Raw genomic sequence first — 15,829 nt, 5'->3', positions numbered from 1 at the left:
ATTTTTAATTATTTTTTAGCATCTAAAATCAAGCTTTAAGCCCCGTAAATACTACACTAAAAGAGTGCATATATATTTGCCTTTTTTATCTTTGCTAGAACTAAAAACAAACTCATGAAATTACTTAAAATTCTACTTCTTTTTTTAACACTTCAAGTAAGTGCACAACAAGGAGGTATGTGGATTCCTTCTCTATTGCAAGGCATGAACGAAGACGACATGCAAACCTTAGGCAGCAAACTTTCTGCTGATGATATTTACGATGTTAACCATTCTAGTTTAAAAGATGCTATCGGGCATTTTAATGGCGGGTGTACAAGTGAAGTGATCTCCAAACAAGGTTTACTTTTAACAAACCACCATTGTGGTTATAGTCAGATTCAGTCACATTCTTCTTTAGAAAACGATTATTTAAAAGATGGTTTTTGGGCTAAATCTTTTGACGAAGAATTACCAAACAATGGTCTTTATGTTGAATTTATTGTACGTATTGAAGATGTAACCACTCAAGTTCTTGAAGGCGTTACTAAAGACATGACTGCAAAAGAAAAGCAATCTAAAACCGATGGAAATAGTAACCGCATTCAAAAAGCTACAAAAAAAGAAGATTGGCAAAACACGAAAATAAAATCATTTTTTAAAGGCAATCAATATTTCTTATTTGTAACAGAACGTTTTAACGACATTCGTTTAGTTGGTGCGCCACCTACAAGTATTGGTAAATTTGGATCGGACACAGACAATTGGGTGTGGCCAAGACACACTGGAGATTTTTCTATTTTCAGAATTTATGCCGATAAAAACAATCGACCAGCAGAATACTCTAAAGACAACAAGCCTTATAAACCAAAACACTTTTTACCAGTATCTTTAGACGGTATTAGCGAAGGTGATTTCACTTTAGTTTTCGGTTTCCCTGGAACTACAGAAGAATATTTACCAGCAGTTGCCATTAAAGAAATTACAGAGCAATTAAACCCTAGTAACATTGCTATTCGCGAAGCAGCATTAAAAATAATTGATGCTAAAATGAAAGAAAGCGATGAAATTCGTATTCAATATGCCTCTAAACAAGCACGAATTGCAAACTATTGGAAAAAATGGATTGGCGAAAATACTGGAATAAAAAAGAGTAATGCCATCGCTAAAAAGAAAGCCGAAGAAGTAACGTTTACTGAAGCTTTAAAAGCAAAAAAACTTGAAGAAAAATATGGCCACATTCTTCCAGACCTTGAAACACAATACAATGCTTTTGCTCCTGTAGATATTAAGCGTAATAATTTTGTTGAAATTTTTATAAGAACAAACGAGTTGATGTCTATGATGTTTAGATTAACACAGCTTGAAGCTGCCGCATCTAAAGACGAAGCGACTTTTAATAAAGCGAAAGAAGCCATGCAAGGCAGGATTAAGAGCACTTTAAAAGACTTTAACACACAAGTAGATAAAGGTGTTTTCAAAGCAATTATGCCGTTCTACACTAAAAATGTCAATGCTTCAATTTACGATAATACAGCATTTACAAATTTAGATAGCGCCTTAGCTGTACTTGAGGGCACTCCTATTGAAGTGGTTGAAAAACTAAATAAAGATGCGGCTTACGCCTTTGCAAAACCATTTATTGAAGATTTCTACACAACTATTGAGCCTAATTTCCAAGAAAAAAACTCAGCAATTAATGCTCTAGAAACTCAATATATGAAAGCTCTTATGGAGGTTGTTCCTAATGAATGTTATTATCCAGATGCTAACAGTACGCTTCGTGTGACTTACGGACAAGTTCGCGGCTACGAACCTAGAGATGCGGTATATTATAATCCGGTGTCTTATTTAGATGGTGTTATGGAAAAATATGTACCTGGCGATTACGAGTTTGATGTTCCTCAAAAACTTCAAGACTTATATACTTCTAAAGACTACGGACGCTACGCAGATGCAAACGGAAAACTTCCTGTGTGTTTCTTAGGAACAAACCATACTACTGGAGGAAACTCTGGAAGTCCTGCTATTGATGCTGAAGGAAATCTAGTAGGCTTAAATTTTGATCGTGTTTGGGAAGGCACTATGAGTGACATGAATTACGATCCAGAAATTTGTAGAAACATTATGGTCGATGTACGTTATGTATTATTCATAATCGACAAATACGCTGGTGCAGAACGCTTAATTAAGGAAATGAAATTAGTTCATCCTAAAAAGTAAGATTTCAATTCGAATATATATTTAAACAAAAGCCCCTTTCCTGAGATAGAAAAGGGGCTTTTATTTTCAACAAACACAGCAAAAAGGTGATGATAAAGTAATATTTAAATAACATTGCGTTTTTTAATTTTGGCCATGATTACACACAAAATTACCTTCTTTTTTCATGAGTTTAAAAATTATTTCTCAAGTAAAACTTTAGCCCTAGTTCTATGTCTTCTTTTCAATACAGTTCTTCTAAACGCACAAGAAAAAAGATATAGCTCCTTAAAAAAAATAGATTCTATTTTTACAGAATTAAAAAACAAATTAAACAAAGCTAAAAGCATTGATAACAGTACAGAGATTGTTCAATATCATATTCAATTAGCAAATTTCTACGAGCATTTAGGGATAGAAAACGAAGCCATAAAAAATTACCATAGTGCTTTAGAACTTCATACACAAACAGACACAACTTCGGTTTATATTAGTAATAAAATTGGAGCCATACATCTGTCTTTAAAGCAATATAAAAATGCATTACAATATTTAAATAAAAGTTTAAATATTACAGAACAAATTAATTTTGAAAAAGGAAAAGCAACCAGTTATGCCTTATTAGGAAGTGTAGCCGAAAAAGAATCTGATTATGCATTAGCACTACAGAATCAAGAAAAAAGTTTAGCTATTTTCGAAAAACTTTCCGACAGCACAGGCTTAGCCTTTACATACGAAAACATAGGTAGTATTTACGAAGATTTAGGACAGTTTGATAGTGCTTTAAATTATTTTTTAAAAGCCAATAAATACGCTATTCACATCCCCTCGAATAATAGAATAAATATTATTAATAATCTTGGAGATGCCTATCGAAAAATGGGGAAAGCAAAAGAAGCACTTCCATACACGCAATTAGCTCTCCAAATGGCTAAAACTGAAGAAAACACACATCAAATAGAAGCTGCTTTTAAAGATTTAGCTTTAAATTATGCAGATATAGGCGATCATAAAACCGCTTTCAATTACATGATTAAATACAAAGATTTAAATGCTAAAGAAAGTGAATATAAAAGCGCAGAATTAGTTAGTATCCTACAAATCCTTTATGAAGTAGAAGAGCGCGAAGCCGAATTGAAGTTACTTAATAAACAACACGAATTAAATCAAGTCAGGCAACGCATCATTTTACTATCTAGTACATTCCTTATTCTTATGTTAATTGGTTGGCTTCTTTACTTTAGAAAACGCAAAAAACAGCAATCTAAAATTCAAGATTATAAAAATAGACTTTTGCAATCCGATCTCGAAAAAAAGACAAACGAAGAAGCTGCCTTACAAAGAGAAGTTGATTTTAAAATATCGGCTCTTACAAATTACAGTTTGCATTTGTCTCATAAAAATAAAATGATGTCAGATATTTCTAGAACCCTAATAAATATAAAAGATAGACATGCCACATTAATAAAATCTAAACTCGAACTATTAATAAAAGAGATCGATTTAGACTTATCTCAAGAACAAGAGTGGACAGAATTTATTGGATTCTTCGAGCAAATTCATCCAAACTTTTTTCAAACGTTAAAACAGGCTGTTACAAAAGAATTATCGCCCTCGGAACTGCGTTTATGCATGTTATTAAGGCTTAACTTAACGTCTAAAGAAATAGCTTCTATACTCCGAATCACATCTAATAGTGTGCGTATTGCACGTTATCGACTTAGAAAAAAACTCCCTTTAAACCCAAAAGACGACCTTCAGATCTTTATTCTGAATTTATAAATTCAATGTTTCAAAAACATTATCAACTTGTAATCTCAGTGTTAATGTTGCTTTAATATATAAGCCAATCTGCACCGTTTATCACGTTTTGTTAACGCTTACTTTAGATAGAAAATACGTTCTGTATCTACATTTGTCTCAAACAAAAATTAACAAAAAATCATGAAAAATTGGATTACATTAATGCTACTCATTGTAACCTCATTTAGTGCATTAGCCCAAACTGGACAAGTTCAAGGTCTCATTACAGATGAAAATAAAATCACAATTCCTGGAGCTTCTGTATTAATTGAACAACTTAATAAAGGAGCTATATCAGATTTCAACGGAAAATTTACACTTGTAAATGTAGAAGCTGGCACGTATACTTTAGTGATAAAATATTTAGGGTATTCAGAATACCGTCAACAAATTACAGTATCGCCTAAACAGACAACTAATTTAAATATTGTATTAACCGAACAAACTACAGAATTAGACGAAGTACAAGTAGTCTCTTTTGGTTTTGGAAGTCAGGCCAGAGCGCTTAATACACAAAAGAACAAACAAAACATTACTAACATTGTTTCTACAGATCAGATTGGTAAATTTCCAGATGCCAATATTGGAGATGCTGTAAAGCGTATTCCTGGGATTACCATGCAGGTAGATCAAGGTGAAGCTCGTAATATTATTGTTCGTGGTTTAGCACCTCAATTAAACTCGGTAACATTAAACGGAAGTAGAATTCCATCTGCAGAAGGCGATAACAGAAACGTACAAATGGATTTAATTCCTTCGGATATGATTCAATCTATCGAAGTTAATAAAGCGGTAACTCCAGATATGGATGCAGATGCTATAGGTGGTTCTGTAAACTTAATAACAAGAACATCGCCACAAGGATTCAGATTTTCGGCTACTGGAGGTTCTGGTATTAATTTAATTAACGACAAACGTATATTAAACGGATCCTTCTTATTAGGAGATCGTAGTAAAAACAACAAATTTGGTTGGGTAGTGGCTACTTCTTACAACGATACTCAATTTGGATCTGATGATGTTGAAGCAGAATGGGACGATGAATTTGAATATAACACAGGAGAACAAAATAGCGAAGGCGAAGACATCTTACAAGAATTAGAAGTTAATCCTTATGCTAATGTTTCAGAAATTAGAGAATACCAAATCCAGCGTGTGCGTCGTAGTTTTTCTGCTAACTTCGATTATAAATTAAACGATAATAACACACTTTATTTTAAATCTATTTACAACTGGAGAGACGATCGCGAAAATAGATTCCGTTTAGAACAAGAAATTCTTGATGGAGAAGATATTTCTGTTGGAGATTTTAGTGTTGATGCTGACAGAAATTTAACAGCATTCCCTGTTGAAGCCAAACGCCAGACAAAAGGTGGCATAGATAACGACCGTTCTAAAAACACACGTTTAGAAGATCAACGTATGCAAAACTACAGCATTGGTGGTGAGCATTTAGTAAACAACCTACAGCTAGATTGGATGGCATCTTACTCTAAAGCATCTGAAGAGCGTTTAAACGAGCGCTACCTAGAATACGAAAGCGAATATGGTGTTACGTTTAACAACAACGCTAACAAGCCAAATTTTACACCTAGTAATACAGACGAATCTGATTTTAGTTTATTCGAATTCGGAGAATTATCTGAAGAAAATCAATATACAGACGAAACAGACTTTAATGCTTTAGTAAATTTTGAAGTTCCATTACACCTTCTAGACAAAGAAAATGGAACATTGAAATTTGGAGCAAAAACCAGATTAAAATCTAAAACACGTGATAACGACTTTACAGAATACAGCCCTGAAACTGACGATTTAGAATTCTTAGGAAACATTCCAAGTAAAGACTACACAAGATCAGATTATAGTGCAGGCTCTCAATATCAAATAGGATATTTTGGTACGCCTGAATATTTAGGAAATTTAGATCTTTATGATGCCGATTTATTTGAATCTGAAGACAAACCAGACGAATACACTACTGCAAACTACGATGTTAAAGAAAATGTTTACGCAGCTTATGCAATGACCAACCAAAATATAACAGACAAACTAAGCTTTCTTTTTGGTTTACGTTTAGAGCATACAGATGTAGATGCTACCGGAAACGAAATTGTTTTTGATGCCGATGGCGATTATTTAGAAACATCTCCAGTTACAAGCAAAAATAATTACACCAATATTTTACCTGGTCTACATGTAAAATACGATGTTACAGACAAGACTGTGTTACGTTTTGCTTGGACAAACACTATTGCGAGACCAAATTATGTAGATATAGTACCGTTTAAAGAAATTAATAACGAAGACGAAGAAATAGTATTAGGAAACCCTGATTTAGATCCTACAACATCTATGAATTTCGATATTATGGCAGAGCATTATTTCTCTTCTGTAGGTTTACTTTCCGGAGGAGTATTCTATAAAAATATTGAAGATTTTATTTACACATTTCAATACGAAGATGCAGATGGTTATGAAGTGTACCAACCGTTTAATGGAGACAAAGCTAATTTATTTGGTTTCGAAGCCGCATTCCAACGTCAGTTAGATTTCTTACCCGGTTTCCTTAAAAACTTGAACATCTATTTAAACTATACGTATCTTAAATCTGATGCTTCTGGAATTAGAAATGAAGATGGAGAAGAGCGAGAAGATTTAAATTTACCTAACACAGCTCCAAACATGTTTAATGGGTCTTTAGGATACACAAACAAGCACTTTAGCTTACGTTTATCTGCTAATTATTCTGATGCTTATATAGATGAAATTGGAGGTCGTGCATTCGAAGACAGATATTACGACGAGCAATTCTTTTTAGACCTTAACGCCCGCGCAAACATAACTAAGCAGTTAAGTTTATATGTAGATGTTAACAACATTACAAACCAACCCTTACGTTATTACCAAGGTGTGAGTTCTAGAACCATGCAAATGGAATATTATAAAACACGCATTACATTTGGATTGAAATACGATTTATTTAAAAAATAAATGAATTAGCATTTAACCCCAGTTGTTATTAAGAGCTTGTTTTATAATCTCACTTTAAAAATTCTAATTCTCATGATTAATGAGATACTGAAACAAGTTCAGCATGACGACGACTGAAACCCTATTAAAAACTTAACACATGAAAATATATATATTTAGCATTGCTGTAGCATTAATTTGTTTTACATCTTGCAAAAACACAACCAATTTACCAGAGATTAAACCCACTTTAATTACCGAGAAAACACCACACGACACAGACGATCCTACCATTTGGATCAATAAAGTTAATCCTGAGCAAAGTATTGTTTTCGGAACAGATAAAGACGAAGTTAATGGTGGTGTATACGCATTCGATTTAGACGGAAAAATTATTAAAGAAAAAAGCATTACTGGATTAAGTTATCCTAACAATGTAGATGTTGAATATGGATTTTCTTTAAACGATTCGACTAAAATTGATATCATGATGTTTACAGAACGTGAAAAGCATCAAATACGTTTATATTCTATTCCGGATATGACACCTTTAGACAACGGCGGTTTTCCTGTTTTTGAAGATGAAACAGACCTTGAATTAAGACGCCCTATGGGAATTAGTTTATACAAAAACCCAGAAAACAATAAAATATACGCTATTGTAGGTCGTAAGAAAGGACCTACGGAAGGTTATTTATATCAGTACGAATTGCAACCAAAGGCAGAACATGTGACCACTAAATTGGTTAGAAAATTCGGAACATTTAGCGGAAATAAAGAAATTGAAGCTATTGTTGTAGATGATGCTTTAGGACATGTATATTATTCTGATGAAGGTGTAGGTATTCGTAAATTTTATGCTAATCCGGCGAAAGGAAACAAACAAATTTCATTATTTGGAGGCGATCTTTTTAATCGCGACATAGAAGGTATTGCACTTGCAACTTATAGTGATGGCGATGGTTATTTAATAGTCTCAGACCAACAAGATCATACTTTCAATATTTTTAAACGTGGCGATAATAGTTTTGTAAAAAAAATAAACCTTGGCACACTAGAAACAGATGGTTGCGATGTAACGACAGAAGCTTTAGGTCCTAAATATCCGAATGGTTTATTTGTATCTATGAACGATGAAAGAGACTTCTTTTTTCACACTTTAGATTCTCTGAAACTAAGATAATTTAGATTGTATTGTACAAATAAAAATCCCGTGTTCATATCCATGAACACGGGATTTTTTTTATACTATATAATATAGCACTTAAAAAGACACATTTAATAACTCTCCGCTTAATTGTAGCAAATACAGCTCGGCTATTTTAGCATCATATTTAGCATTGTTTTTACTGAACTCTGCCGTTAATAAGTTTAGTTGAGCTTGTCTAAATTCTATTGAAGTTGCTTGTCCTAGTTTAAATTTCTCTCGAGTACGATCAAAATTATTTTGGGAGGTTATAATATTGTTCTCCTGAATGTGATAAATCTTCAATTTATTTTTATAATCTCCCCAAGCGTTATTAAAATCACGATCTAAACTAATGAAGATAGACTCTTTTTCTAACTTTTGGTTATCTAAATTAATTCTCGCATTTCTTACATTAGTTAATGTGCTACCACCATCAAACAAATCCCAACTTAAGGTTACACCTCCGCTTAATCCCGTGTTTGTAGATTCCGACAAGAAAGACGCTGCATTATTGTTATTTTTATTCCAACCATAAGAACCCGTTAATCCTACTGTAGGCAAGTAACCAGATGTATTTGCTTTAATAGTAAACTCGTTAATTACAATGTTTTTATCAATTTGTAAGAGCGACACATTATTTGCTCTCATTTTAGCATGTAAATCTTCTTTATTGATATCTAACATAAAAGTAATTAAAGTATCTACTTCAAAATTCAATTCTAATTCTGTACCTAAAACAACATTTAAATCGCGTTTGGTATTAGACAGTGTTTGTTCAGAATTCATTAAATTAATACTATCATTATTAATATCTACCTGAGCATTTAACACATCTAGCATGGTTCCTTGACCATAATCAAACTGATATTGCGCTCTTAAAATACGATCGTTAGAAATTTCTAATGTTTGTTTTAAAGCATTTGCATTTTCAGAAACCTGTGCCACATTGTAGTACACTGTAAATAATTGCGCAATAGTATTCTCGATAGTCTCTCTAGCTTCAAGTTCAGATAATTGATATTCTTCTTTCAGCTGTTTATAATCGTAATAGCGACCTAAACCATCAAAAAGTGTGTAATCTAAATCTATTGATGCATTATAATTAGAACTCTCTGCGCCGTTTAATTTGGTTACAGTTCCATCAGAAAATACGGCTTCAGTATTATTTAAATCATATCCAGCACCAGCATCTCCTGTTAAGGTTGGTAAATAACCCGAGTTTAAAATACTCTTATTATTTTTGGTTATTTCTGTATTATTCTTAGCTATTTTAATACCATAGTTATGATCTAAAGCAATGGTAGCTGCTTCGTTTAAAGTTAAAACACGTTGTGCTGTTGCCGATGTAAACACAAACAACATGAGTATAACTATTTTATATTTAATGTTCATCCTCTTCATTTTCTTCTTTAATAGCACGTTCTACTTCTTCTTTTGTAACATGTTCTCCTGTAATTAACCATTTTGTTTTCTGTTTAATACTATTACTAAACGATAAGAATAGTGGCAAGACAAGTAATGTTAATATGGTTGCATAGGCAATACCAAATGTAATTGAAATGGCCATAGGTTTTAAAAACTGAGCTTGTCTACTTTTTTCCATAAGTAAAGGTGCTAAACCAGCCATAGTGGTAATTGTAGTTAAAAAGATAGCTCTAAAACGTGATTTACCAGCTTCTTTTAAGGCATCATCGAATTTTAAACCGTCTTTTAAATTGGTATTAAACTTACCAATAAGCACCAGACCATCGTTTACCATAACACCAATTAAAGCAATAATACCTAGTAATGACAATACGTTTACAGGAAAACCTAAAAGCCAATGTCCCCAAGCTACTGCGGTTAAGCTAAAAGGGATTAACAGTATTAAAAGCAATGGCTGACTTAAACTTCTAAAAGTAAAGGCAATGGTGATATATATTAAAAGGATAATGATTAAACCTGCACTTTTAAGTGATGTATTTAATTTTGAAGCTTCTCGGTTCTGGCCTTCATAAGAGGCTGAAATTGTAGGATATTTTGCTGTTAATTGAGGCATAATGGTCGCTTTAATATCATCTAAAATATCTGTTACACTTGTGTTTGGATCTTTTAAATCTGCCGACACTTCAATCTCTCTACGCCCTTCCAAGTGATTAATTGCAACATCACCACGCTCTATAGAATAGGTTGCAATATCTTTTAAGGTCACACGCTCTCCTGTTGGTGTTACAATGCGCATATCGTCTAGATTATTAATAGACGCTCTATTTTCTTTATCGTACCGTACCCAAACACGTATTTCATCTTGTCCTCTTTGAAAACGTTGTGCTTGCACACCAAAGAAACCAGATCTAATTTGGCTCATTACGGCACTTAAATCTAATCCTAATAAATAGGCACTTTCTTTAAGTTCTAATCTTATTTCTTTAATACCTGCAGGATCATTATCTGCAACATCTTTTAACAACGGGTTCGTTTCTAATATAGATTTCAGTTCTACTTTAGCCGCTTTTAATTCTTCAATATTATTACTTAAAAGAGAGACTGCTACTGGGCTACCACCAAAATTACCTCCAGATCCAAAAATTAAACTTTCTACGCCTATTACTGAACCAACTAATTCGCGAACACGATTAGCAACCAAAGAAGAGTTAATCACATCTGGACGTTCTTCTCCTGGCAACATATTTATATTTAAGGTTGCACTAGATTCACTATTAATATTTTTAATAGTATTTTCAAAAAGTATTTTATCTGTACCTCCTAAATATTTTTTAGTAAATTCTTCGTTCACCACATGTGCCTTTTCTTCAATAATAGCCATAATAGAATCTGTAACACGAACATTTGTACCATTAGGCATTTCTAATTCTATTGACACACGATCACTGGCAATACTCGGAAAAATGGTAACCCCAATTACACCTCCTCCAATAGCTCCAAAAGTTAAAATTAAACCACCTAAAAATATACCAAGTGCTAATATTTTAAACTCGAACATAAAGTCTAACACAGGAGCATAAATTTTTTCTCTTAAGAAAATCATGATACGATCTCCAAAAGCATTAATACCCCTCATTTTAGAGAAAAACAAGCCTGCTTTAGATTTCGGTTTATCCTTTTTGTCCTTATGTCTTTGTAATGCTTTAGAGTGTGCTAAATGCGCAGGTAAAATTATAAGCGCTTCTATTAACGATACAACTAGAGTTAAAATAACAATAACAGAAACTTCACTAAAGAATTCACCTATACGACTTTCTAAAAACAAGAACGTTGAAAAAGCTAATAAGGTGGTTATAATGGCAGAAACAACAGGAGGAATAACTTCCATTGTCCCGTCTATGGCAGCATTAATTGGATCTTTTCCGTTCTCGAAATGCTGATAGATATTTTCGGCAATTACAATACCATCATCTACCAAAATACCAATTACGATAATCATTCCAAATAACGAAAACTGATTTATAGTAACTCCAAATTGACCTGCAAAAATAAGCATTCCAAGAAAAGAAATTGGTAACCCGAAAGCCACCCAAAATGCTAATCTAGTGTTTAAGAATAAAGATAAAAACAATAGAACTAACAGCATTCCTGCAATGGCATTCTCTGTTAGTAATTGCGTACGTTGTTTTAATGTAATAGATAAATCCCTAACTACATCTAATTTCACGTTATTATGCGACTGATTGTATTGTACAATATATGCGTTAACAAGATCTGCGGAAGACAATAAATCTTCGGTATCGGTACTTGTAACACTAACATTAACAGATAATTTATCGTTAAAATAAGTAGCCTTAGGTGTTTCAGAGAATCTATCTCTTAAAACAGCTACATCTTTTAAACGAATTATTTTTCCATCTGCAAATGCACGAACCACCACATTAGAAAGTTCGTCGCTATAATACGAGCGATTATTAGCACGGATAAGAAACTCTTCTGCGTCTGTTTTTATATTTCCACCTGTAACTAAAATATTAGAATTACTTACAGCAGAAGCAACTTCACTAAAGGTTATGTTGTAAGCTAAAAGACTATTTTCATCAACAGCAATTTCAATTTCCTCTTCAGGATATCCAGACACATCGACTTGCGAAATTCCTTCTATTGCTCTCAAGTCATTTTCAACCTGCCTCCCTATTTGTTTTAATGTTGCTAGCGGAATGTTTTCTCCACTAATTGCAAACGAAATTGTTTCTCGAACATTTTCGGTTTTTGCAACAACAAGAGGTTCCATACCTGAAGGAAAACTTGGTACACGATCTACAGCATTCTTAATTTCTAAAAGCATGAAATCTATATTCTCACCTTTATTAATTTCAATAGTAATGGTACCACTATTTTCTGATGATGTAGATGTTACACGATCTACACCTTGTAATCCTTTTAAATTATCTTCTATCTGAAGTACAATACCTTCTTCTATTTCTTGAGGTGATGCTCCTGGATAAGCAATTTGTACAGTAATGATTTTAGATTCTATAATTGGGAAATACGAAGATTTTAAAGATAACAATCCTAATATTCCAAAAACGGTAAACGCCAAAATGAATATCGTTACGGCGACATGATGCTTAATAAAATAAGCTATTATTTTTCTCATTAGTTGTTAGTATTAGATTGCTCATTAAAAACTTTTACTAACATACCGGCATAACCGCCTTGAATAGGTCGAGATACAATAATGCTGCCGTCTGGCACATCTTTTAAAACTACCTTAGTATCGCTAAAATGTATTGGTTTAACAGGAATAACATCTAAAACAGAATCACGAACAACAAAGATTTCTTTAGTCTCTAAAAGTAAACTCCTATCTATTTCTATTGCATTTTCTTCATCTTTAGCATCTAAATTAGCCTCTAAATACATACCTTCTTTTAATTTTTCATCTTTTACTTCAATAAAAACTTGAATGGTTTGGGTTGTAACATCTACGCTTCCGTTAACACGAGATACTTTCCCTGTATACGTTTCTGTGCCTTCTAAGTTATTTAAAGCAACAGATTCTCCTACTTGCAATAAACTTGCAAAAGACTTACTAATAGCAACTTCCATTTCGTAAACAGATGGATCTATATATTCACCTAATTTCTGACCACTTCTAATAAGCGTACCTTCGGTTACCAATGCTTCTGTTAAGATACCATCAAAAGGAGTTCTAATTACATATTTTGATAAACGTTGCTCTAAATTTTTAACATTGAAATAATTAGTAACAATATTTCTACCTGTAATAAAATAATTTTCTTTTTCTGAAGTCATTTCGGGAAGTTTCGGTGTTGTCTTATTTAAATCGAACCCTTTTAAATATGCTTCCCATTTAGGAAAAACTTCAGGAAAATCTAATCTCAAATCGGCCATTATAGCCGCAATAGAATTATATAAATCACTTTTCGCAGATTGTACACTTGCATAATACTCAGAATCTTCAATACGAATTAAGGCCTGACCTCTTTTATATTCTTGCCCTGCTTTAAACAAAACAGAACCTGATTTAAAGATACCTTCCACTTCTGCGTAGAGTTCAAATCTGCGCTTTGCGGTGAGATTTCCATTTGCAGGAATTACAATTGGAATGGTGCTATTTTTAGCTGTATCAGCAAAAACAACTTTAACTACTTTTGGAGCTACAGGTTTAACTTTGTTTTTATTATCAATCAAGAATTTTGCTACAAAAATTGAGGCTACTATAAGTAGTAGTCCTAAAACTGCAAGTAAAGTTTTTCTCATAAGATCTTATATAAATAATTTAGACCCTATATATGTCGCATAGTTTAGTCTAACCTTGTTAAATAAAACACAAAATACAACATTTTAATTATTACAGAATTTCAAGGAAGCTATTAAGCACTAAAAACAAAACTCTTAGCCTTTAATATTCGTTGAAAAAAAATAGAATTTTTAAACCAATAAATATTAAATTATTTCCATTTTCTTAAGCAGAAAACTCGCATTCATATTCTGACAGATACCATCTTTGAACGTATAATCAAAATATAATTCGTCATTAATAATTTCAGCATCAAAATAATGATTTTTCACTTTTGGTAATTCACCTGAAATTTCACACAAACTTAAATCGTGAGTTGCAATAATTCCAGTAGCATTTGAGGCTACTAATTTCTCGACAAACTTGCGAGAGCCAATGGCTTTATCTGTACTATTTGTTCCTTTTAAGATTTCATCTAAAACAATAAAATAACGATCTGTCTGAATAGCATCTACAATATATTTTAAACGCGTTAATTCTGAAAAGAAGTACGAACTATCGTCTGTTAACGAATCGCTTGTGCGCATACTTGTAATTAATTTAATCGGATTATAAGTACTTGTTTCTGCACACACAGGCAACCCGACATTAGACATTACAATATGAAGCGAAACCGTTCTAAGAAATGTACTTTTCCCCGCCATATTTGCTCCTGTAATAATAAAGAATTCTTCGTTTTTAATATTCAAATCATTATCTACACGTTTCGCTGTTTTTAATAACGGATGCCCTAAATTCTTAGCTAAAATAACATCTTCGTTTTCTTTAATTTCTGGGAAGATAAATTCAGGATTATTGAAGGCATAATTTCCTAATGAATTATACGCATCGAAAAACGAAATAACCTCAAACCAATCTGTAGTTTTATGAGCGTATTTTTTTATCCATTGCTCTATAGCATAAGAATTTTTAATATCTAAAAGAAAAAGACCATTTCCAAATATGGCAGAAATTAGATTGTTTCTATTCTCTAAGTTATCTAGTAACCTGGATAATTCTGAAAATATTTCTGAAGCTTTTTCCCCTTCTTGGGTAATCATATTTTGTTTTTCAATCAACAATTCCGATTGAAATGTTTCTTGTTCGATTTTATCAAGTAAAGCTGCATATTGTTTAAACGTCTCTTTAAGTTTATCTGTTTGTGAAGCAATGACACTAATAGATTTTAAAAACGCTCCAGTTAACAAAATACCTACAACAAGCCAAACACCTAATAAATTTGGAGATACCATATTAAGATACACCCCCACAAAAGCAAGTATGGATACAACCGAAAAAATTAAAGGTAAAACTTTTAAAAAGGGTTTAAATTTAGGTGTATAGTTAGACAGCCATGCATTTATGCTTTTAGCTGGCGTTTCTACTTTAATTAAACTGGCAATAGCGCTATAATTTTGTCTCCAAATGGCTTTATCTGCCAGCTCTTTAATTGCGTCCTGACGTTTAGTAATATTATTTACATCATTTGCTTTAAGCGCATCAGACAACTTCTCTGTTCCTTCTTTAATATATGTTCTGTTTATATTCTGGAAGAAAGAACCACGACCAAACAAATCGATATCTAAACAATATTCATGTAATGGATCTTGAAACTCTAAACCATCTAATCTATCGATAAATCCTTCAGTCTTAATTTTTAGTTCATCTTCATTAATGGCTACTATTGCCTTTTCTAGATTCCGTTGTTGTTTAATGTTTGTATACTTTAACAGCAGAAATAAAAATAAGGCAATTCCAACCACAGCAATTGCCACAGCAACTTGCCAATTAGAGAACGTTAAATAAATACCATAAACAGTGCTTAAAAAGACTAACAAACGTAATATGCTTAATAATCGCATGTGTTTATTTAAAGCAGTCGCTTTTACTTGATGGGTTTGAGATTGCGCTTTATAGAAAGTGATAGGAGATTTCATGTAATGAATTATAAA

8 protein-coding genes are annotated in these 15,829 nt (G+C 32.6%); 4 read left to right on the top strand and 4 right to left on the bottom strand.

What is annotated here, in order from left to right; all coding sequences use genetic code 11:
- The first annotated feature begins 114 nt into the window (after positions 1–114).
- The 4 genes from GQR95_RS06620 (at position 115) to GQR95_RS06605 (ending at position 8,140) form a co-directional block, all read left to right on the top strand.
- Positions 115–2,202 carry a S46 family peptidase gene (locus GQR95_RS06620; protein WP_159022423.1) on the top strand — a complete coding sequence of 696 codons (2,088 nt, stop codon included), beginning with the start codon at positions 115–117 and terminating at the stop codon, positions 2,200–2,202.
- 135 nt (positions 2,203–2,337) lie between these two features.
- Entirely contained in the window at positions 2,338–3,963 is a 1,626-nt protein-coding gene (locus GQR95_RS06615; protein WP_159022422.1) for a tetratricopeptide repeat protein, read from the top strand.
- A 162-nt stretch (positions 3,964–4,125) separates the two neighbouring features.
- The gene (locus GQR95_RS06610) at positions 4,126–6,978 is read left to right on the top strand and encodes a TonB-dependent receptor (RefSeq protein WP_159022421.1); all 2,853 of its coding nucleotides are present in this window, start codon (positions 4,126–4,128) and stop codon (positions 6,976–6,978) included.
- A gap of 139 nt (positions 6,979–7,117) precedes the next feature.
- The gene (locus tag GQR95_RS06605) at positions 7,118–8,140 is read left to right on the top strand and encodes a phytase (RefSeq protein WP_159022420.1); all 1,023 of its coding nucleotides are present in this window, start codon (positions 7,118–7,120) and stop codon (positions 8,138–8,140) included.
- Between the two features lie 81 nt (positions 8,141–8,221).
- Here GQR95_RS06605 and GQR95_RS06600 read toward each other — a convergent pair whose 3' ends face one another.
- The 4 genes from GQR95_RS06600 to GQR95_RS06585 form a co-directional block, all read right to left on the bottom strand.
- Positions 8,222–9,538 (bottom strand): TolC family protein, encoded by a 1,317-nt coding sequence (locus tag GQR95_RS06600; protein WP_159022419.1) that lies wholly within the window; start codon positions 9,536–9,538, stop codon positions 8,222–8,224.
- Positions 9,528–12,731 carry an efflux RND transporter permease subunit gene (locus tag GQR95_RS06595; RefSeq protein ID WP_159022418.1) on the bottom strand — a complete coding sequence of 1,068 codons (3,204 nt, stop codon included), beginning with the start codon at positions 12,729–12,731 and terminating at the stop codon, positions 9,528–9,530. Before GQR95_RS06595 ends, GQR95_RS06600 begins: the two co-directional genes overlap by 11 nt.
- A complete protein-coding gene (locus GQR95_RS06590) occupies positions 12,731–13,858 on the bottom strand; it encodes an efflux RND transporter periplasmic adaptor subunit (protein ID WP_159022417.1) in 1,128 nt (375 codons plus the stop codon). Before GQR95_RS06590 ends, GQR95_RS06595 begins: the two co-directional genes overlap by 1 nt.
- Before the next feature lie 186 nt (positions 13,859–14,044).
- On the bottom strand, positions 14,045–15,814 hold the full coding sequence (locus tag GQR95_RS06585) for a DNA mismatch repair protein MutS (RefSeq protein ID WP_159022416.1): 1,770 nt from the start codon (positions 15,812–15,814) through the stop codon (positions 14,045–14,047).
- Positions 15,815–15,829 lie beyond the last annotated feature (15 nt).

The organism is Formosa sp. L2A11, assembly GCF_009796865.1.
Lineage (GTDB): Bacteria > Bacteroidota > Bacteroidia > Flavobacteriales > Flavobacteriaceae > Formosa.
This window is presented reverse-complemented; position numbering and strand designations above follow the sequence as displayed.